General features: G+C 64.6%; 19 protein-coding genes. 4 read left to right on the top strand and 15 right to left on the bottom strand.

Going from position 1 to position 20,189, the window contains the following annotated elements:
- Positions 1–83 precede the first annotated feature (83 nt).
- The 4 genes from ASC48_RS03730 to lpdA all read left to right on the top strand — a co-directional run bounded on the left by ASC48_RS03730 (position 84) and on the right by lpdA (position 6,488).
- A complete protein-coding gene (locus ASC48_RS03730; RefSeq protein WP_055454468.1) occupies positions 84–3,071 on the top strand; it encodes a 2-oxoglutarate dehydrogenase E1 component in 2,988 nt (995 codons plus the stop codon).
- Positions 3,072–3,155: 84 nt separating this feature from the next.
- Positions 3,156–4,403: a 2-oxoglutarate dehydrogenase complex dihydrolipoyllysine-residue succinyltransferase gene (odhB, locus tag ASC48_RS03725; protein WP_055454467.1), complete on the top strand. Its 1,248-nt coding sequence runs from the start codon at positions 3,156–3,158 to the stop codon at positions 4,401–4,403.
- Positions 4,404–4,465: 62 nt separating this feature from the next.
- Entirely contained in the window at positions 4,466–5,074 is a 609-nt protein-coding gene (locus ASC48_RS03720; protein WP_055454466.1) for an HXXEE domain-containing protein, read from the top strand.
- Between the two features lie 10 nt (positions 5,075–5,084).
- Positions 5,085–6,488: a dihydrolipoyl dehydrogenase gene (gene lpdA / locus ASC48_RS03715; protein ID WP_055454465.1), complete on the top strand. Its 1,404-nt coding sequence runs from the start codon at positions 5,085–5,087 to the stop codon at positions 6,486–6,488.
- A gap of 240 nt (positions 6,489–6,728) precedes the next feature.
- Here lpdA and ASC48_RS03710 read toward each other — a convergent pair whose 3' ends face one another.
- The 15 genes from ASC48_RS03710 to grpE form a co-directional block, all read right to left on the bottom strand.
- Complete coding sequence (locus ASC48_RS03710) at positions 6,729–7,436, bottom strand: phosphoribosyltransferase (RefSeq protein ID WP_055454464.1); 708 nt, start codon at positions 7,434–7,436, stop codon at positions 6,729–6,731.
- On the bottom strand, positions 7,429–8,607 hold the full coding sequence (locus ASC48_RS03705) for a M20 aminoacylase family protein (protein WP_055454463.1): 1,179 nt from the start codon (positions 8,605–8,607) through the stop codon (positions 7,429–7,431). The genes ASC48_RS03710 and ASC48_RS03705 overlap by 8 nt, the downstream gene beginning before the upstream one ends.
- Before the next feature lie 15 nt (positions 8,608–8,622).
- Positions 8,623–10,425, bottom strand: coding sequence for an adenine deaminase (locus ASC48_RS03700; protein ID WP_055454462.1), 1,803 nt, complete (start codon positions 10,423–10,425; stop codon positions 8,623–8,625).
- Positions 10,422–11,348, bottom strand: coding sequence for a nucleoside hydrolase (locus ASC48_RS03695; RefSeq protein ID WP_055454461.1), 927 nt, complete (start codon positions 11,346–11,348; stop codon positions 10,422–10,424). The genes ASC48_RS03700 and ASC48_RS03695 overlap by 4 nt, the downstream gene beginning before the upstream one ends.
- Before the next feature lie 3 nt (positions 11,349–11,351).
- Positions 11,352–12,377, bottom strand: a complete 1,026-nt coding sequence (locus ASC48_RS03690) for an ABC transporter ATP-binding protein (RefSeq protein ID WP_055454460.1) — start codon at positions 12,375–12,377, stop codon at positions 11,352–11,354.
- Positions 12,370–13,149, bottom strand: coding sequence for an ABC transporter permease (locus ASC48_RS03685; RefSeq protein WP_055454459.1), 780 nt, complete (start codon positions 13,147–13,149; stop codon positions 12,370–12,372). The genes ASC48_RS03690 and ASC48_RS03685 overlap by 8 nt, the downstream gene beginning before the upstream one ends.
- Positions 13,146–13,973 (bottom strand): ABC transporter permease, encoded by an 828-nt coding sequence (locus ASC48_RS03680; protein ID WP_055454458.1) that lies wholly within the window; start codon positions 13,971–13,973, stop codon positions 13,146–13,148. Before ASC48_RS03680 ends, ASC48_RS03685 begins: the two co-directional genes overlap by 4 nt.
- Before the next feature lie 138 nt (positions 13,974–14,111).
- Positions 14,112–15,137 (bottom strand): ABC transporter substrate-binding protein, encoded by a 1,026-nt coding sequence (locus tag ASC48_RS03675; RefSeq protein WP_055454457.1) that lies wholly within the window; start codon positions 15,135–15,137, stop codon positions 14,112–14,114.
- Positions 15,134–16,201: a LacI family DNA-binding transcriptional regulator gene (locus ASC48_RS03670; protein ID WP_055454456.1), complete on the bottom strand. Its 1,068-nt coding sequence runs from the start codon at positions 16,199–16,201 to the stop codon at positions 15,134–15,136. The genes ASC48_RS03675 and ASC48_RS03670 overlap by 4 nt, the downstream gene beginning before the upstream one ends.
- A 153-nt stretch (positions 16,202–16,354) precedes the next feature.
- Positions 16,355–16,774, bottom strand: coding sequence for a MerR family transcriptional regulator (locus ASC48_RS03665; protein ID WP_050473367.1), 420 nt, complete (start codon positions 16,772–16,774; stop codon positions 16,355–16,357).
- Between the two features lie 73 nt (positions 16,775–16,847).
- Positions 16,848–17,279, bottom strand: coding sequence for a hypothetical protein (locus ASC48_RS03660; protein ID WP_055454455.1), 432 nt, complete (start codon positions 17,277–17,279; stop codon positions 16,848–16,850).
- 193 nt (positions 17,280–17,472) lie between these two features.
- Entirely contained in the window at positions 17,473–17,718 is a 246-nt protein-coding gene (rpsU, locus tag ASC48_RS03655) for a 30S ribosomal protein S21 (RefSeq protein WP_019963693.1), read from the bottom strand.
- Positions 17,719–18,142: 424 nt separating this feature from the next.
- Complete coding sequence (locus ASC48_RS03650; protein WP_019963692.1) at positions 18,143–18,349, bottom strand: cold-shock protein; 207 nt, start codon at positions 18,347–18,349, stop codon at positions 18,143–18,145.
- A 185-nt stretch (positions 18,350–18,534) separates the two neighbouring features.
- Positions 18,535–19,482 (bottom strand): tyrosine recombinase XerC, encoded by a 948-nt coding sequence (locus tag ASC48_RS03645; protein WP_055454454.1) that lies wholly within the window; start codon positions 19,480–19,482, stop codon positions 18,535–18,537.
- 96 nt (positions 19,483–19,578) lie between these two features.
- Positions 19,579–20,184, bottom strand: a complete 606-nt coding sequence (gene grpE, locus ASC48_RS03640; RefSeq protein WP_055454453.1) for a nucleotide exchange factor GrpE — start codon at positions 20,182–20,184, stop codon at positions 19,579–19,581.
- Positions 20,185–20,189 lie beyond the last annotated feature (5 nt).

The following is a 20,189-nucleotide window of genomic DNA, read 5'->3' as shown; positions in this document are numbered from 1 at the left end:
CCGGGCCCGAACGTGCAAACCAAGGGCCTGCCCTCCGGCTGGTCCGCCAAAATAAGGGCGGAGTAACCCTCCGCTGATGCAGCATGGCTCGGCAGGACGCGAACAATGTCTTCGCGATGACGTCGTTTCTCTACGGCGCCAACGCAGCCTATATCGAAGAACTCTACGCCCAGTATCAGGAGAACCCCGCCTCGGTTGACACCGAGTGGCAGGACTTCTTTGCTGCGCTGAAGGACGACAAGGCCGATGTGCTGAAGGAAGCGCGTGGCGCTCCCTGGAAGCGCGCCGACTGGCCGCTCGCCGCGAAAGGCGATCTCGTCAATGCCTGTGACGGCAACTGGGCTCCGGCCGAAAAGGCCGTGGGCGACAAGCTGAAGCAGAAGGGCGATGCCAAGGGCAAACCGCTCTCGGATGCCGAAGTGCAGCAGGCGACCCGCGACAGCGTGCGTGCGCTGATGATGATCCGCGCCTACCGCATGCGCGGCCATCTGCATGCCGATCTTGATCCGCTGCGCCTCTCGCCCCCGGGCGATCACGAGGAGCTGCACCCCTCGTCCTACGGCTTCACGGATGCTGACTGGGACCGTCCGATCTTCATCGATCACGTGCTGGGCCTGGAATATGCCACCCTGCGCCAGATGCTGGAGATCCTGAAGCGCACCTATTGCTCGACTCTCGGCGTCGAGTTCATGCACATTTCCGATCCGGCTGCCAAGGCCTGGATCCAGGAGCGCATCGAAGGGCCGGACAAGCACGTCGAGTTCACCCCGCAGGGCAAGCGCGCCATCCTGAACAAGCTGGTCGAGGCCGAAGGCTTCGAGAAGTTCCTTGATGTGAAGTACACCGGCACCAAGCGCTTCGGCCTTGATGGCGGCGAAGCGCTGATCCCGGCTCTGGAGCAGATCATCAAGCGCGGCGGCCAGCTCGGCCTCAAGGAAATCGTTCTCGGCATGGCCCACCGCGGCCGCCTGAACGTGCTGACCCAGGTGATGGGCAAGCCGCACCGCGCCGTATTCCACGAGTTCAAGGGCGGCTCCTACGCCCCGGACGATGTGGAAGGCTCGGGCGACGTGAAGTATCATCTCGGTGCGTCTTCCGACCGTTCCTTTGATGGCAACGATGTTCACCTGTCGCTGACGGCGAACCCCTCGCATCTGGAAATCGTCAATCCGGTGGTGCTCGGCAAGTCCCGCGCCAAGCAGGACCAGATCTCCGCCGTTGACGGCCGCTGGTTGATGGACACGGCGCAGATCGACCGTTCTCCGGTTCTGCCGCTGCTGATCCATGGTGACGCAGCCTTTGCCGGCCAGGGTGTCGTGGCTGAGTGCTTCGGCCTGTCGGGCCTGCGCGGCCACCGCACGGGCGGTTCAATCCACGTCATCATCAACAACCAGATCGGCTTCACCACCAATCCGCGCTTCTCGCGCTCCTCGCCCTATCCGTCTGATGTGGCGAAGATCATCGAAGCGCCGATCTTCCACGTCAACGGTGATGATCCGGAAGCCGTGGTCTATGCTGCCAAGATTGCAACCGAGTTCCGCCAGACCTTTGGCCGCCCGGTCGTGATCGACATGATCTGCTACCGCCGCTTCGGCCATAACGAAGGCGATGAGCCTGCGTTCACGCAGCCGATCATGTACCGCAAGATCCGCAAGCACCCGACGACGCTGCAGCTCTACACCGACCGCCTGATTGCGGAAGGCGTGGTTTCGGCTGAAGAGGTTGAGGGCATGAAGGCCGCCTGGCGTGCCAAGCTCGACACCGAGTTCGAGGCAGGCCAGGTCTACAAGCCGAACAAGGCCGACTGGCTCGACGGCAAGTGGTCCGGTCTGAAGCGCGCTGACGACGAGGAAGATCCGCGCCGCGGCTCAACCGGCGTTGCCATGGATGACCTCAAGGCTCTGGGCAAGAAGCTCACGGAAGTGCCGGAGGGCTTCAACGTCCACCGCACCATCTCGCGCTTCCTTGCCAACCGTCAGACCATGATGGAAACCGGTGAGGGCATCGACTGGGCAACGGCCGAGGCGCTGGCCTTCGCGAGCCTGCTGAAGGAGGGGCACCCGGTCCGCCTGTCCGGCCAGGACTGCGAACGCGGCACCTTCTCCCAGCGCCACAGCGTGCTCTACGATCAGGAAGACGAAAGCCGTTACATCCCGCTGAACCATATCAGCGAGGATCAGGCCCGCTACGAGGTCATCAACTCGATGCTCTCGGAAGAGGCCGTGCTCGGCTTCGAATACGGCTACTCGCTGGCAGAGCCTAATGCGCTGACCATGTGGGAAGCCCAGTTCGGTGACTTCGCCAACGGTGCCCAGGTGCTGTTCGACCAGTTCATCTCCTCTGGCGAACGCAAGTGGCTGCGCATGTCCGGTCTCGTCTGCCTTCTGCCGCATGGCTATGAAGGTCAGGGTCCGGAGCACTCCTCCGCCCGTCTGGAGCGTTTCCTCCAGCTCTGCGCGGAAGACAACATGCAGGTCGCCAACTGCACCACGCCGGCGAACTACTTCCACATCCTGCGCCGTCAGCTGAAGCGCGACATCCGCAAGCCGCTGATCCTGATGACGCCGAAGTCGCTGCTGCGCCACAAGCGTGCGGTGTCCAAGCTCGTCGAGCTGGGTGAGGATTCCACGTTCCACCGCCTGCTGTGGGATGATGCCGAGTACCAGCCCGATGGCGCCACCCGCCTCGTCGCGGATGACAAGATCCGCCGGGTCGTCATGTGCTCCGGCAAGGTCTACTACGACCTGCTGGAAGAGCGTGAAAAGCGCGGCATCAACGACGTGTACCTGCTCCGTGTCGAGCAGATCTACCCGTTCCCGAAGAAGGCCCTCGCCCAGGAACTGGCCCGTTTCCGCAATGCCGACATGGTCTGGTGTCAGGAAGAGCCCAAGAACATGGGGGCCTGGTTCTTCGTCGAACCCTACATCGAATGGGTGCTCGACCAGATCGGCGCCAAGTGCCGCCGCCCGCGCTATGCCGGCCGCGACGCCATGGCCTCGACGGCAACGGGCCTGATGTCCAAGCATCTGGCCCAGCTCCAGGCATTCCTGGACGAAGCATTCGCAAGCTGATCCGGTCCGGCCTGCCATCCCCGGGATGGCGGGCCACCGGTCTACAGAATTGGCCAAGGCAGATTTTTTTAAGAGAAGGCGACCATGGCAACCGAAATCCGCGTGCCCACCCTGGGCGAATCCGTGTCCGAAGCGACGATTGCCCAGTGGTTCAAGAAGCCGGGCGAAGCCATTAAGGCCGACGAGCCGCTGGTGGAACTGGAGACCGACAAGGTCACCGTTGAAGTTCCCGCTCCCGCTTCCGGCGTTCTGGAAAGCATCGTCGTCAAGGAAGGCGAGACCGTAGGCGTCAACGCTCTCCTCGGCTACATCGCAGCTGGCGAAGGCGCCGCAGCGGCTCCCGCAGCCAAGGCAGAGGCTCCGGCCGCCGCTGCTGCACCTGCCGCTGCAGCTCCCGCTGCTGCTGCACCTGCCGCTGCTCCCGCAGCTCCGTCCTCCATGCCCCCGGCCCCGGCTGCCGGGAAGCTGCTGGCCGAAACCGGCCTGCCGGCTGATCAGGTTGCCGGTTCCGGCAAGCGCGGTCAGGTACTGAAGGGCGACGTGCTGGCAGCTGTTGCCGCTGGCGTTTCCGCAGCTCCGGCTGCCGCTGCAGCTCCTGCAGCCGTACGCGCCGCCGTTCCGGTGGAAGACGAGGCCCGCGAAGAGCGCGTGCGCATGACCAAGCTGCGCCAGACCATCGCGCGCCGCCTGAAGGATGCCCAGAACACCGCCGCCATGCTCACCACCTACAACGAGGTGGACATGGGCCCGGTGATGGACCTGCGCAGCGCCTACAAGGACGTGTTCGAGAAGAAGCACGGCGTGAAACTCGGCTTCATGGGCTTCTTCACCAAGGCCGTCTGCCACGCCCTGAAGGAGATCCCGGCCGTGAACGCCGAGATCGACGGCACGGACGTGATCTATAAGAACTTCTGCCACATCGGTGTGGCCGTCGGCACGGACAAGGGCCTTGTCGTGCCGGTGGTGCGTGATGCGGACCAGATGTCGATCGCAGAGATCGAGAAGGAAATCGCCAACCTCGGCCGTAAGGCCCGTGACGGCAAGCTCGGCGTCGCCGACATGCAGGGCGGCACCTTCACCATCTCCAACGGCGGCGTCTATGGCTCGCTGATGTCCTCGCCGATCCTCAATGCCCCGCAGTCGGGCATTTTGGGCATGCACAAGATCCAGGAACGTCCGATGGCCGTGAACGGTCAGGTCGTCATCCGTCCGATGATGTATCTGGCATTGTCCTACGATCACCGCATCGTTGACGGCAAGGAAGCCGTGACCTTCCTTGTCCGCGTCAAGGAAAGCCTGGAAGATCCGCGCCGTCTGGTGCTGGATCTCTAAGCGCTCCACAGCTCATCCGCCGCCGGCTCTCCGGCGGCGGGCCTGCAAAAGGGCCGCTGGTCATGAGAGGCACGCTCGAAAGGCTGCAAGCCAACTGGGTCTACGGCGGTTTCCTCGCCGGTCTCGTCCTGCTGGCCATGACCAGCGTCTTCACCAAGACCTGGCCCTTTCCGGAAAAGCTCGTCTATCTGAGCCTTCCCTTCTATATGCTGCATCAGCTTGAAGAGCATGATGCCGACCGTTTCCGGCGCTTTGTGAACTATGTCATCGGCGGGGGGCATGATGTGCTCACGGCTCGGGCCGTGTTCATCATCAACGTGGCGGGTGTGTGGGGCGCCGTGGCGCTGTCACTCTGGCTCATGCGCTCCATCGCGCCGGGCTGGGGGCTGATTGCGGTCTATCTGCTGCTGATCAACGCAGCCTTGCATGTGGCGCAGGGGCTTGTCCTGCGCCTCTACAATCCGGGCCTTGCCACCGCCGTGGCCCTGTTCTTTCCCCTGGGCGTCTATGCGATCTATGGCCTCTGGCCTCTGACGACGCCCCTCCAGCACGGGGTTTCGATCCTCCTTGTGCTGGCGCTCCATGGCGCCATTGCCTTGCGCGTGCGCCAGAGGCTGCAACGGCTTGAAGCCGCTGCCGCATCTTCAAACGATTTCCCTTCGCAAACCTAGAGGCGACCTCATGTCCCAATACGATCTCGTCGTCATCGGCACCGGCCCCGGTGGTTATGTCTGCGCCATCAAGGCGGCCCAGCTTGGCCTGAAGGTCGCCGTTGTCGAAAAGCGCGCCACCCATGGCGGCACCTGCCTGAACGTCGGCTGCATTCCCTCCAAGGCACTGCTGCATGCCTCCGAGCTGTTTCATGAAGCCGGCCACGGCTTTGAAAGCCTCGGCATCAAGGTGGGTGCACCCACGCTGGACCTGCCGGCCATGATGCAGCACAAGCAGGCCACAATCGACGCCAATGTCGGCGGCGTCGGCTTCCTGCTGAAGAAGAACAAGATCGATGCCTTCCACGGCACCGGCAAGATCCTGGCGGCCGGCAAGGTCTCCGTCACGGCGGAAGACGGCAAGGTCACCGAGATCGGAACCAAATCCATCGTCATCGCCACCGGCTCCGACGTGATGCCGCTGCCGGGCGTCGAGATCGACGAAAAGACGGTCGTTTCCTCCACCGGCGCGCTGACGCTGGAGAAGGTTCCGGGTCACCTGGTGGTCGTCGGCGGCGGCGTCATCGGTCTGGAGCTTGGCTCCGTCTGGGGCCGTCTGGGCGCCAAGGTGACTGTCGTCGAGTTCATGGACAAGATCCTCGGGCCGATGGACGGGGAGATCTCCAAGCAGTTCCAGCGCATCCTTGCCAAACAGGGCATGGAATTCAAGCTGTCGTCCAAGGTGACGGGCGTTGAGAAGAAGGGCGGAAGCCTTGCCGTCAGTATTGAACCGGCCGCCGGTGGCGCTGCCGAAGTGCTGGAAGCCGACGTTGTGCTGGTCGCTATTGGCCGCCGTCCCTACACGGCCGGTCTTGGCCTTGAGGAAGCGGGCGTCAAGCTGGACAACCGTGGCCGCGTCGAGATTGACGGCCATTACCAGACCAGCGTCCCGGGCATCTATGCCATTGGCGACGTGGTCGTTGGCCCGATGCTCGCCCACAAGGCCGAAGACGAGGGCGTGGCTCTCGCCGAAATCCTCGCCGGTCAGGCTGGCCATGTGAACTATGACGTCATCCCGGGTGTGGTCTATACCTCGCCGGAAGTCGCCTCCGTTGGCAAGACCGAGGAAGAGCTGAAGGCTGCTGGCGTCAACTACAAGACCGGCAAGTTCAACTTCACCGCCAATGGCCGCGCCCGCGCCATGAACCACACCGAAGGCTTCGTCAAGGTTCTGGCCGATGCTGCGACGGACCGCGTGCTGGGCGTGCACATCCTTGGCCACGGCGCCGGCGAGATGATCCACGAAGCTGCCGTTCTGATGGAATTCGGTGGCTCCTCGGAAGACCTCGGCCGCACCTGCCACGCGCATCCGACCATGTCGGAAGCCGTCAAGGAAGCCGCCATGGCCACCTTCGCCAAGCCGATCCACGCCTGACCGGCGCTGGACCTGCAGACATGAGAAAAGGCCGGAGCGGCAACGCTCCGGCCTTTTTGCTTTACGGGCGGCCTGCCAATTCCCTCCTTCATGCCATGGCCCGGCCATGGCATCCATGCCGTTTCACCTCCGCACGCTCGCGAGCTTATGGGTGGACCTTTCTGAAACCGGCATGATTGGAAAGGTCAGGGAATGCATGCCATGATCAAGTCATGGCACGACGAAAAACAGATATGCCCCTCACCTCTGCGGCACATACCACAGCCCGTCCGGCCCCTTTTCCAGCATCGGTGTCTCGAAGCAGCCCACGGTGCGGGTGGTCCAGTGGTCCGGGCCTTCTGCGCCCTCGCACCAGCGGCGTGATTGCAGCATGGCGGCGCCGATCACCACGGGGACATGGCCAAGACTGGCCAGAAGAGCGAGGGCGGCGCGGATGGAAGCGCCGCTGGAAATCACGTCATCAACCAGCGCGATCCGGCGGCCCTGAAGCAGGGGCAGCATACGCGGGTCTACATAAAGCCGCTTGATCTGGTCCGGCGTCGTGATGGAGGTGAGCGGCACCGAAAGGCTGTCGTCGTACCAGAACTTGCGCGAGGTGCCGAGCGGCACATAGCGGCTGTGGCCAAGCCTGCGGGCCGTCTCTGAGGCGAGTGTCAGGCCCAGCGTCGGCAGGCCCACCACCACATCGGGACCGAAAGGTGCGAGCCTCTCCGCAAGCCCTTGCGCCAGTGCATCCAGAACGGCAAAGCCCGCCTGATTGACGATGAGCGAGGCAAGCGCATGCTGCCCATTGGCCAGCGGGCGGACCGGCAGGCACAGCTGTTCGCCGCCGGGAAGCGTTGCCGGGAAGAAGGTGCGATGGCCAATGTTGACCGGGAAGCTGCCGGGCGCATGCAACTCCTGCCAGAACGCATGAGGTTCAAGCGCGGGCGGGTGAGTTTCAGTCATGGGCTGCCTCACCGGAAAGCTCCCGCTCCACCAGCCGCACCCAGAAGCGCACGCCGGGGCCAATGGCCGCGTCGTTGAAGTCATAGGCCGTGTTGTGATGCAGCGCGCCATCCACCGCCGGGCCATTGCCGAGCCAGACATAGCAGCCCGGTGCTTCACCGGCAAAGTAAGCGAAATCATCGCCCGCCGTGGAGGGCGGGAAGGCGGTGCGCAGCTTCTCGCCAAACACATCCCGCGCCGCGCCTAGAGCCCGCTGCGTTGCGTCTGGATGGTTGATCACTGGCGGAATGCGGCGGATGTAGGTATAATCTGCGGCAATGGCGAACATCTGCGCTGTGCCTTGGGCCAGACGGCCGAGTTCCGCCTCCAGCTGATCGCGCACGTCAGGTGAATAGGCGCGGGCCGTGCCGCCGATCTCCACCAGATCCGGAATGACATTGAGCGCCTTTGGGTCTCCGGCCTGAACGGAGCAGGCGCTGACGACGGCAGGCTGCAGCGGATCGACAACGCGGCCCGGAATGGTTTGCAAGGCGGAGAGGAAAGCTCCAGCGGCAGTAATCGGATCGCGGCCCAGATGCGGCTTGGCGCCATGGGTGCCGGTGCCCCGGAAGGTGACCCGCCAGCTGTCGGACGAGGCAAGCTGCGGGCCTTCCACAACGGCCATCTCGTCCGGGTCCAGCCCCGGCATGTTGTGCAGGCCATAGACCGCATCGCAGGGGAACAGGCGGAAGAGGCCATCCTCCACCATGCGCTTTGCCCCGCCCAGGCCTTCTTCGGCGGGCTGGAAGATGAAATGCACCGTGCCGGAAAAATTGCGCGTCTTGGCCAGCGCCCGTGCCGCACCCAGCAGCAAGGTGGTGTGGCCATCATGGCCGCAGGCGTGCATCTTGCCCGGGACGGTGGACTTCCATGGCCGGTCTGCGGTTTCCGGCATGGCGAGCGCATCCATGTCGGCGCGCAGGCCAATGCTGCGCGGGCCGTTGCCGCAGCGCAGGGTGCCGACAACGCCGGTGCCGCCAAGGCCTCTGTGCACCTCCAGCCCCGCTTCTTCCAGCAGATTCGCAACGATGGCGCTGGTGCGCTCCTCCTCGAAGCCCAGCTCCGGGTGGGCGTGCAGGCCGCGGCGCAGGTCCGTCAGAAACGGCAGGTCAGCGTCGATCAGGTCGCTCATGGCGGGCTTTCCCTGTCAGCTCAGGATTTCGAGAACGGGGGACTCCAGCACGCGTCCGGTCTCCACATCGGCAATGCCCCGGTCTGTCTGGTGCGGTCCCGCATTGCAGGCCAGCGTGGCGCCGAAACAGGCCTTGAAGACGAGATAGGGCGGCTGCCAGATGACAACCTCATTCATGGCGGCGCGGATGCGGGCAAAGCCTTCGGCCACTTCGCCCAGCGGGGCATCCGACACAAGGCCGGAGAGCGGCAGGGGCAGCACGGCCAGCACCTTGCCTTGCGAGGCGACTGCCATGCCGCCACCTGCCCCGATCACCGCATTGGCCGCCGTGGCAAGGTCTTCGGCGCTGCCGCCAAAGACCGTCAGGTTATGGCTGTCATGGGAAACAGTGGTGGCAAAGGCGCCGTTCCAGCGGCCCCACTCGCGCAGGAAGCCGACACGCGGGCGGCTGTCCGCCCGGCCATGCCGGTGGGCAACGGCAATCAGCGTTGTTCCGTCCGGCGGCACTACAAAACCATCGCGCACGTCTGCCTCCACCGTGCCCCAGCGGGTGAAACGGGGCCGGTCGATGGTGGCGAGTTTGACGCGGGAGCCTGCGGCGGTAATCCGGAAATGATCCTGATTTAGCTGGCTAATTTTCATCGATCCGCGCAGGCCAGAGAAGGAGTTGGAGAGAGTTTCATAGCGCGGCGCTGCCAGCATCTTCCCGTCCCGAGCCACCACTTTACCGCTGACGATCACCTGCCGTGCGGCGAAGCTTTCAAGATCCGCGAAAACGACGAGGTCGGCCCGGCGCCCGGCGGCGATGAGGCCCAGATCCTCGCGGCCGAGCCGCCTTGCGCCGTTGAGCGTTGCCGCCTGCAGCGCCCATTCGGGCTTCAGGCCATAGCGCACCAGCCGCCGCACCACGTCATCAAGGCCGCCGGCCTTCGCAAGGTCGTCCGGGAACACGTCATCGGTGCAGAGCGTCACGGTCTGCGGCAGGTGGCCCAGCGTGTTCAGGGCTTCCACGAATTCCGGCAGCAGATGATCGTGGGAGCCGCGCAGCTCGATGGAGAGCCCGGCGCGCAGCTTCTCCATCAGGTCAGCGGCGGAGGTCAGCTCGTGATCGGAGGTGACACCGGCGGCCATGAAGGCGGCAAGGTCCGGGCCGGTGAGGCCGCGTGCATGGCCGCAGACCGGCTTTCCGGCGGCAAGCCCGGCCTGCACGATACTGCTCATGCGCGGCTCGCCCGCGATGACGCCGCGCATGTTCATCACTTCCGCAATCCCGGCAATGCCGGGGCGGCCGAGCAGGGCGGCGATTTCTTCCGGCCCGAAGTCGGCCCCGGCCAGCTCCAGCCCCGGCGCGGAAGGCACGCAGGAAGGGGCGAGCACGGCAAGGCGTAACGGCAAACCGGCACTGGCGGCAAGCGCAGCATCGACACCCGCAAGCCCTTGCACATTGCCGAATTCATGCGGGTCCCAGACGGCGGTGGTGACGCCCCGGGGCACAACGGCGGCGGCATAGGCGGCGGGCGTCACCATGGAACTTTCGACATGCATATGCGTGTCGATGAGGCCGGGGGAGAGATAGCCGCCCTGCGCGTCGATGATGCCGCCTGCATCGCTGCGGCTGCCGGGGGCGTGGACGGACGCAATCAGCGGCCCCGTCAGCCCCACATCGGCGGCGCGGCGCTCGCCGGTCACCATGTCGATGAGGATGGCGTTGACGATCAGCCGGTCAAACGGGGCATCGCCTCTGGCGGCAGCAACGGCTCGCAGGCGAAGGGCGGGATCTGCAAGATCGAACGGCTCGTGTGTCTGGTGTGCGGTCATGGCCGGGCTGCCTCCCGCGTCAGGGCGGCGAGGATCATGCCGCGCACGGCGTCCACATCGCAGGCCGAGGCATAGGCGGCGTTGAAGCGGGCGTGGCTGGCGCGGGTTTCCACCACGGTGCGCCCGCGCGTGTGCTGACCGGCCGTTTCCATGGCGATATGCGCCGGGGTGAAGGTGGCGAGTTCCGGCCGGGCGAAGATGGCAGCAGCTGCCGGATCATAGAGCGCCATGGCGGGCCGTCCCCGGCTGGTGGCGATGGCGATGAAGCCTTCCAGCATGTCCGCCAGAAGCGCTGCATTGCGCCCGCCTGCGGCCCGCACGGGAGCGGCGTCCTCGGGGCTTGCGAGGATCTGGCGGCAGAAGTCGAGGTCCACCATCTTCAGCGGCAGGCCATGGGCCAGCACGATGGCCACGGCCTCCGGATCGGCATGGGCGTTGAATTCGGCAGAGGCGGTGTGGTTGCCCTTCGTCAGGCCGCCGCCCATCCACACCAGCTCGTCAATGCGGGCGGCAAGGGCGGGGCGGGCGAGCGCCAGCGCGGCAAGGTTGGTCAGCGGCCCCAGTGCGAGAATGCGGTGGGGGGCAGGGGCGCTCTCCAGCCAGTCACAGAGTGCGGCAAAGGCATCGCCTTCGGGCAGCGGCTGATCCTGCGGCACGGTGAGGCCAATCGTCGGAATGCCTGTGGCGCCGAGAATGGCTTCCGCCGTCTCCATCTGGCCCATGACGGGGCGGGCAAGGCCGCTGTGCAAGGGCACGCGCCAGCCGAAGGCCGAAGCCGCGCCCGCAGCGTTGCGGCGTACCTGATCAAGCGGCGTGTTGCCGAAGACCAGCGAAATGCCGTCCACCTCAAGCCCTGCATCCATCACGGTCACAATGGCCGCGATGTCGTCAAAGCCCATATCCGTGTCGATCCACACACCCATGGTCTATCCGAACCTGTTGAGTTCCGCCGCACCGGAAACCGGCAGGTCGAAGGCAAGACTTGCCCCCAGCGCATGGGCGGGAAGGGCAGCATCGGTTTCGGCTTTTACCAGCCCCAGCGGCGTTTCCAGCACATATTCGCGGCTGCTGCCTGCAAAGGATACGCCGCGCACGATGCCCTTGTGCGGTCCCGTTTCAAGCTGGATGGCGCGGGGGCGCCAGGCAAGGCCAGCGGCTTTCGGCAGCGGGCCGGATACTTCCAGCGCGCCTGCGTCCGTCACCAGCTTGTTGCCATCGATCCGGGCGATGTTTTCGAAGCCGACAAAGTCGGCGACGAAGCTTGAGGCGGGGTGATTGTAGATCTCCTCCGGCGTGCCAATCTGTTCGATGGCGCCATTGCGCATGACGACGATGCGGTCAGCCAGAGCCAGGGCTTCCACCTGATCATGGGTGACGAAGATCATCGTCACGCCGCTTTCCTTCTGCACGCGCTGCAGCTCCGTGCGCATTTCAAGGCGCAGGCGGGCGTCAAGGTTGGACAGCGGCTCGTCCAGCATCAGGAGCTTGGGCTGCATCACCAGCGAGCGGGCCAGCGCCACACGCTGCTGCTGGCCGCCGGAAAGCTCCGGCGTCTTGCGGGCGGCAAAGGCGGACAGGCCCACGGTCTTGAGCCCGGCCTCCACCGTCTGCTTCAGCGCCTCGCCGCTGATGCCCTTCAGCCGCAGGCCGAAGGCGACATTCTCGAACACGGTCAGATGCGGGAACAGGGCGTAGGACTGGAAGACGAGGCCGATCTCGCGCTTGTTGGCGCCCACGCGGGTGATATCGCGGCCATCCAGCACGATGCGGCCCGACTGCACCGGCATCAGCCCGGCGATGGCGCGCATGGTTGTCGTCTTGCCGCAGCCGGACGGGCCGAGCAGGGCGAGGAGCTCGCCGCGCGCGATGGTGAGGTCGAGATCCTTCACGGCCGTGGTCTTGCCATAGGCCAGCGACAGCTTGTCCAGGGTCAGATAGGTGGCGTCAGACATAGCGTGAGAACCCCAGGAAACGTTCGGCGGCAAAGACGATGCCGATGGACAGGAAGGCGAGCAGCGACGACAGGGCGGCAATGGAGGGATCGAAGACGATCTCCATGTAGCCCAGCATGTCGATGGGCAGGGTGCGCACGCCGGGACCGGAAAGGAACAGCGACACCGGCACCTGATTGAAGCTCGTCACGAAGCCGAGGATGAAGGCGGAGAGAATGCCGCCGCGAATGTTGGGCAGCACCACCTGGAAGAAAGCGCCGGGCCGTGAGGAGCCGAGCAGCACGGCCGCCTCCTCCATGTCGGAACGCAGGTTCGCAAGGCTGGCGGACACCACACGCACCGCATAGGGCAGCACCAGCGCCGTATGGGCGACGAACAGCGCCAGGCTGATTGACAGGCCGATGGGCAGAACAAAATAGCGCAGGAGGGCAAGGCCGACGATGATGCCCGGCACGATGATGGGCATCGACACCATGAAACGCACGGTCTCCGCCCCCGGCAGGCGGTAGCGCGACATGGCATAGGCCGCAGGCACGCCCAGCACCAGCGCCGACAGGGTGCCGCCAATGGCAAGGATCATCGAGGTGACGAAACTCTGCTGGAAGCTCTCCACCGTGAAGACCTTCGCAATCCAGCGGAGGGAAAAGCCCTGCGGCGGGAAAGCCAGCGTTTCGCCGGCAGAGAAGGACGCGGCGACGATGATGAAGAACGGACCGGTGAGGAAGGCCAGCACCAGCGTCAGGATGATCCAGCTGGACAGTCTCTGGGTCATGACTTGCTCCGGGCCGTGGCAATGCGGCGCAACAGGATGTTGGCGGCAAAGCTCATGACGATGAGGATGAGGGCGATGACGCTGGCGGCAACGAAATTGCCTGCTACGGTGACCTGCTGGTAGAGCAGGGTTTCCAGCATCAGCACCTTGGAGCCGCCGAGGATGGCCGGGGTGATGTAGGCGGTGAGCGAGCCGGTGAAGACCAGTGTGCCGCCAACCACCAGCCCCTCGCGGGAGAGCGGCAGGATAACCTTCCAGAACACCTGGAACCAGTTGGCCCCCAGGACCCGCGCGGCAGGCACGGCATCACGCGGCAGGTTCTCCAGCGCGCTGATCAGCGACAGGATCATCAAGGGCAGGAACAGCTGCAACAGGCCGATGAAGACGGCGGTCTCGGTGAAGAGGATGCGCAAGGGGCCATCCGTCAGGCCGATGCCCTGCAGCGCCTGATTGACGATGCCGGTGCGCCCCAGAATGACAATCCAGGCATAGGTGCGGGCCACCGGCGAGATCATCAGCGGCAGCACGATCAGGCCGGTGACGCGGCCCTTGGAGCCCGGCGGCAGGGTGACGATGGCATAGGCTGCGGCATAGCCGATGACGGCGGCCACCACGGTGACCATGGCGCCCAGTTTCAGCGTGCGCAGGAAAACCGTGCGGTTGAGCGGCTCGGAGAAGAAATCCGTATAGGCCGACAGCGTCCAGCCTTCGGCAAAGCGGAAGCCCTCCGACAGCAGCAGCACGACAGGCACGAGAAAGACCACGGCCGCGAAGAGCGCCGCAGGCAGCGCAAGTGCCAGAGCTTCCGCCCGGTTCTGGAACATGATGTCCGCCTTAGCTTCTGGAGGGAGAAAAAGTCGGGGCGCGGCGGCAGAGCGGAGCCCGCCCGCCGCACCCCCAGCCTTGGGAGGCATTCGTCCGGCAGCGCGAAACTGCCAATGCTGGTCCGGAAGCCCCGGGCCTTACTGGCCGACCTTCGCGTTCCACTCCGCCAGCCAGGCGTCGCGGTTGTCCAGGATGGTGGCGGACGGCATCAGTTTCAGGGTCTCAGCTGTTTCTTCGCCGAAGGTGATGTTGTCGGCGATGGCCGGGGAAACGGTCACTTCCTTGTTGGCCGGGCTGTCGACCAGCTTTTCGGCAAGCTTGGTCTGCACTTCGGTGGAGAGCCAATAGTCCATGAACTGCAGCGCCAGATCCTGGTTCTTGGAGCCCTTGGTCAGCACCATCACGTTCATGCCGCCGGTCTGGCCTTCATCCGGCATCGCCCATGCCAGCGGCAGGCCGAGCTTGGTGAAGGGCGCCCAGGAGAAGCGGCCGATGGGGGCAGCCCAGATCTCTTCCTGCTGCATCAGCTGCACCAGCTGGGAGGACTTGACGTAGAAGGTGACGATCTCGTCCTTCTTGGCGCCAACGGCCTCGATCGGGCCCTTCAGATCCGGCGTGTTGTTGCCGAGCGCTTCGCCCAGCATGTAGAGCGCCGGCGGGCCCTGATTGGTGGTCACGTTCGGGAAGGCGACATGGGAGACATATTCGTCCTTGAGCAGGTCGGCCCAGGAGCGGATGGTCATCTTGTCGGTGCGGTAGACGATCGACGTCGCATAGAAGGTATAGCCAACGCTCATGCCGTCGCCATTCGGGTCCTTGGCGATGTCATAAAGCTTGTCGAAGTTGGACAGCTTGGCGGTGTCGATCTTGTCGATCAGGCCCTTGCGGGAAGCTGCCAGCGCATCGGCCATCGAAACGACGGCCATATCCACCACCGGATTGGCCTTGTTGGCTTCCATCTTGGCAAGACGCTCGACGCTGTTGCCGGTCTCCACCACCAGCTTGCAGCCGCATTTCTCTTCAAAGGGCGTGTAGAGCAGTTCCTTGAACTCGTCCTGCGCAAAGGCATAGACGGAAATCGTCAGGGTCTTTTCCTGGGCAGCGGCTGCGCCCATGGTCAGGGCAAGTGCGGTGGCCGCGCCGAGCATCCGTTTGACGGTCATTGGTTGTCTCCTGCTGGTCTCTGTTGTTGTTCTGCGGTTATGCGGGGGGATGGGCCGCAGGTCTGGCGGACCACCAGGCTCATGGGCACGCTGGGGCGGCTGGCGCGGGCAATGCCCGGGTCGCGCGGAGCAGTCCCCGTGTCCTGGCTTTCGATGAGGCGGAGGAGGGCCTGGATCGCCTCTTCCGCAATGGCGGGCATGTCCATCCGCACGCTGGTGATGGCCGGCGTGATGGCGGAGGACCAGATGAGATCGTCAAAGCCGGTAAGGCTGGCGTCCTGCGGCACGCGCAGCCCTGCCTGCTGCAGTTCGGTGAGGGCGCGCAGGGCCTGAAGATCGGAGAGGGCGGCAAAGGCGGTGAAGCCTTCCGCCACACGGGCCGCGAGCCCAAGGCTTGCACCCGGTCCATGCAGGGCTTCATGCGGTTCGGTCCACAGCACCTCCACCCGCCGGTCCGGCCCGAGGGCGGAGCGGATGCCGCCCACCCGGTCGTTCTGCACGTTGGAGGCCGGATTGCTGCCGATGATCACCACGTCCCTGTGGCCGAGGGCTGCAAGATGGGCGCCGGCCAGCGCACCGCCCTGCCAGTGGTCGGCTGAAACCGTGTTGCCGGGGGTGGAGGGGCTGTCGATCACCGCAACCGGGCTGCCGGTGCTGATGATCCGCGTGCCGCGGCGTGGCACGATGATGATGCCGTCCACGCCCCGGTCTTGAAGGCGGGTGATCGCTTGCGTCTGCATGGCCGCATCACCGCGCGAGTCGGCGATGAGCACGCCATAGCCGGCAGCTGCGGCCGCATGTTCGATGGCCTGTGCGATCTGCGGGAACAGGGGATTGGCGATATCCGGCAGTACGAGGCCCAGAACCTTCGACCGGCCGGTGCGCAGTGCCCGTCCCGCCTGGCTGGGCATATAGCCGAGTTCGGCCGCCTTCGTCCGGATCCGCTCTGCCAGTTCAGCCGAAACGCGGCCCTTGCCGGACAGCGCATTCGACACCGTCGCTGCGGAGACATCCAGCAGCGCGGCAATCTGGGTGAGGTTTGGCCGTGACCGGGGGGCGTTCATCCTGTGAGCACCTGATTAATCGATTAATCCGAGTGCTAGATGAAGTTTCTGCCGCTGTCGATGGCTTTTCAGGCCCAGAACGGCTCTTGCCTAAAAGAAATGCAACTTCATGTATCGTGCTGGTTGAGCCTGGCGCCGGGGCGCCGCTTCTGATCAGTGGTCGCCGGCGCAAAGGGCGTGATTGCCAAGCGCACGCAGCACCTGACAGTCGGCTACCACATGATCATGTCCACAGGCGGCGACGATGCGCTTGAGTTCGGATTCAAGCCGCTTCAGACGGGCAATCTTGTCCTGCACGGCCTTGAGCTGGGTCGCGGCGATCTCGTCGGCGCGGTTGCAGGGGGCTTCCGGGTGGGCGCTCAGCTCCAGCAGGTCGCGGATGGCCTCCATCGGCAGGCCGAGATCGCGGGCATGGCGGATGAATTGCAGCCGCTCCAGATCCGGCTGGCCAAAGCGGCGCTGGTTGCCTTCCGTGCGCACCGGCGGCGGCAGCAGGCCTGCCTGCTCATAATAGCGGATGGTCGGTACCTTGACGCCGCTCAGCCGTGCCAGATCGCCAATCGAAAAGTCCATTGCCGCTCTCCCCTCTTGCGCTTGCAAGGAGAAGTCTAGGAAGCCCCCGGAACCTTCGCAAGAGGCTGGCTGCCTATCTGCGGCGTGTCAGAATATGGGTGGTGATCGTCTCCACGAGACGCGGATCATGAGGATCGGCAATCACGGTTGCTTCCATCCGCTGGTCCCCGAACATGCGCATATCGATGATGCGCATGCCATAAAAGCCCTTGAGTTCCACTCTCAGGCTGCCATCCGCCCTGTAGAAGGCCTCGGTCCAGCCCCATTTGCAGTCGCGGGGGATGCAGGAGGTGAAGGCGCGCGCGCGAATGAACACACGGCCGTCCTCGCAGCGGCTGGTGACCTCGATCTGCGTCAGCTCCCTGGGCTTTGCGCCACGGGTGACCCAGGTTCCATGTTCGGGAATCGGGCAATAGCTGCGCTGCTCCTGTGCTGTGGCGGGCACAACGGGCAGGATGAAAAGACCGGTCATGAGCGCCAGGGCGGCAAGGCCAGCGTTGAACATCACGTCCTCCTGTCCTCAGCCTGCAGCCTGCGCATTAACGTTGCGTTAACGGATTGGCAGGAAGGGGCACAGGGTGTGACGGGCAAAAGAAAAACCCCCGCTGGCAACAGGGGTATCCCGTGTCAGTCAGGGGTCTTTTCATCCGGCTGTCCGGAGACGCCCTGCCAGATGCTTCCATCCGGCAGACCGGCAATTAGCGGCGCGGACCTGCGGCGGCCTTGCGCTTCGGACCTGCGATCAGGCCTTCGCGCTGGGCGAGCTTGCGCGCAGCCTTGCGGGCGCGGCGAACAGCTTCGGCCTTTTCACGGACGCGCTTTTCGGACGGCTTTTCGAAGGAGCGGCGCGCCTTCATCTCACGCAGCACGCCCTCGCGCTGCAGCTTCTTCTTCAGGACGCGGAGCGCCTGCTCGATGTTGTTGTCGCGAACGAGTACCTGCAAGGTAAATCCTGACGTTGCCTGCGCCGCAGCACTCATGTGAGGGCAGCAGGGGTTAGACCTAAAGCCATATGGCACGAGAAGTGGCGCAACCTAACAGGTTCCGCGCAAATTGCACCCCCTTGGGCGCAAAAAAATGCTGCGAGCCCGAACTTTCTTTGCGGCGCGCCAGTTCTGACCGGCTTTTCCGGGGCCGATACATGGCGTTCCGCGCTGTCTGCTGAACTGCGGGGAAGGTTTCCTTGGCCCGGACAGTCCCCATTTGGGCAGAGCTGCCGGTCAACAGAAACGCCGCAGATACAGGCTGGCACCACGCTGAATGCAGAAACGGGCACCCCATGGATGCCCGATCCTTGTCACGTGCAGAGGAAGCAGGTCTGCTGCCGTGCCCTTTCAGGCTGGCGCAGGGGGGGGCTTCCGCCTGAAATCAGGCGATCTGCAGGTTGGCAGCGGCGCTGCGGCCCTGACGGTCGGTTTCCAGCTCGAAGCTGACCTTCTGACCTTCATTGAGGTGGCCGATGCCAGAACGCTCGACGGCACTGATGTGAACGAACACATCGCGCTCGCCGTTATCCGGCTGGATGAAGCCGAAGCCCTTCTGGGTGTTGAAGAACTTTACGGTTCCAGTTTTCATGATGATAGTACCTTGCAAAAAGAGTCATACCCATCCCGCAGGACAGGCGTCGATACATCGCCGGATTTTCGAAGAAAGATTTGGCGGGTCGATATCGTTGACACCGCAAACAGCCAAGTCTGGCCCAAAAAGACGATGGCTTACTGTGACGGGAGAATGAGGCTTATGCAAGGCATTCTTTTATTTTATTTTCGCGGGTGAGCCTTGTCATAGGCCTCCAGCAGCCGTGCCGCATCCACTTCCGTATAAATCTGGGTGGTGGAAAGGCTTGCGTGGCCCAGAAGCTCTTGAATTGTACGCAGGTCCCCGCCCCCGGCCAGAAGGTGGGTCGCGAAGGAATGACGCAGGGCATGCGGCGTGGCGCTGTCCGGCAGGCCGAGTGCTCCACGCAGCTTGGCCATGGCAAGCTGGATGAGACGCGGATTGAGCGGCCCGCCGCGTGCGCCAAAGAACAGCGGCCCGTCGGGCTCCGGCGTGTAGGGGCAAAGCTTGAGATAGGCCTCCACCGCCTCGCAGACGACGGGCAGCACCGGCACCACCCGCTCCTTGCCACCCTTGCCCATGATGCGAAGGCTGCGCGTGCCGGTGCGCGGCGCATTGCGCCCGGTGATCGACAGGGCCTCGGAAATACGCAGGCCACAGCCATAAAGCAGCGTCAGCACCGCGGCATTGCGTGCCCCGATCCAGGCCTCGCTTTCCATGGCCAGGTCACCGGAGGCAACTGCTGTTGCGTCAGGTGCGGACAGGGGCTTGGGCAGGGACCGGGGCTGGCGCGGCGCACGAACGGCACCGGCTGCCGCAGCATTCACCTCGCCCTTGCGTTCCAGAAAGCCGAGAAAAGACCGGATGCCGGCCAGGCCCCGCGCCAGCGAGCGGCTGCCCGTCCCGCCGGTGCGGCGCCGGGCCATGAAGGCGCGGAAGTCGGCTGGCTTCAAATCCTGCACGTCCTTGAGATCCGGAACCCCGCCCAGATGACCTGTCAGAAACCGCAGGAACTGGCGCAAGTCGCGCTCATAGGCAACCAGCGTCTTGTCCGCGAGGCGCCGCTCATCGCCCAGATGATCCAGCCATGCTCCAACGCGGGCGTTCAGCTCCGGTGTTGCGGTGACCAGCAGGGAATCAGTGTCGCTCATCGTGTGAGTTTACCGTGGCCAAGGGCAGCGCCAAAGCGAAAGAGGCGGCCCCTGCCGGGTGCCGCCTCCTGATAAGGTTGCGCGTGTGTCTGGGGATCAGGCCGTGGTGTCGACGCCGCCGGTCTGGCCACCAGTCTGGCCTGCCTGCGGGGCTTCCTTGGGGCCGCCCTTGGACACGCCAACGAGGGCCGGACGCAGCACGCGGTCGCCGATGACGTAACCGGCCTGCACCACCTGCACGACGGTGTTGTTCGGCACTTCGGTGTTGGGAACTTCGAACATGGCCTGATGGAAGTTCGGGTCAAACTTCTGGCCTGCCGGGTCCAGTTTCTTGACGCCGTGCTTGTCGAGCTGGTTCAGCAGCTCGCGTTCGGTCATTTCCACGCCTTCGATCAGCGCGGTCAGCCCGGCATCGGCGCTCTCGCGGGCGTCAGCAGGCAGGGCATCCAGCGCGCGGCGCAGGTTGTCGGAGACGGTCAGGATATCGCGGGCAAAACCGGTCACGGCATAGAGGCGGGTGTCCTTGATTTCCTTTTCCGTGCGGCGGCGCAGGTTTTCCATCTCGGCCATGACGCGCAGCGCACGGTCCTTCAGCTCCGCGTTCTCCGCCTGGAGAGCCTCAATGGGATCGACGGTGGTCCCGGCCTCGGGCGCAGCGGCTGCTTCGTTCTCCGCTTCGGGGGTCTTGTTCTCGTCGGTCATCTGGG

Source organism: Pannonibacter indicus, from assembly GCF_001418225.1.
Taxonomy (GTDB): Bacteria; Pseudomonadota; Alphaproteobacteria; order Rhizobiales; family Stappiaceae; genus Pannonibacter; species Pannonibacter indicus.
Note: the sequence above shows the minus strand (reverse complement) of the source record. Positions and strands in the feature narration are given on the sequence as shown.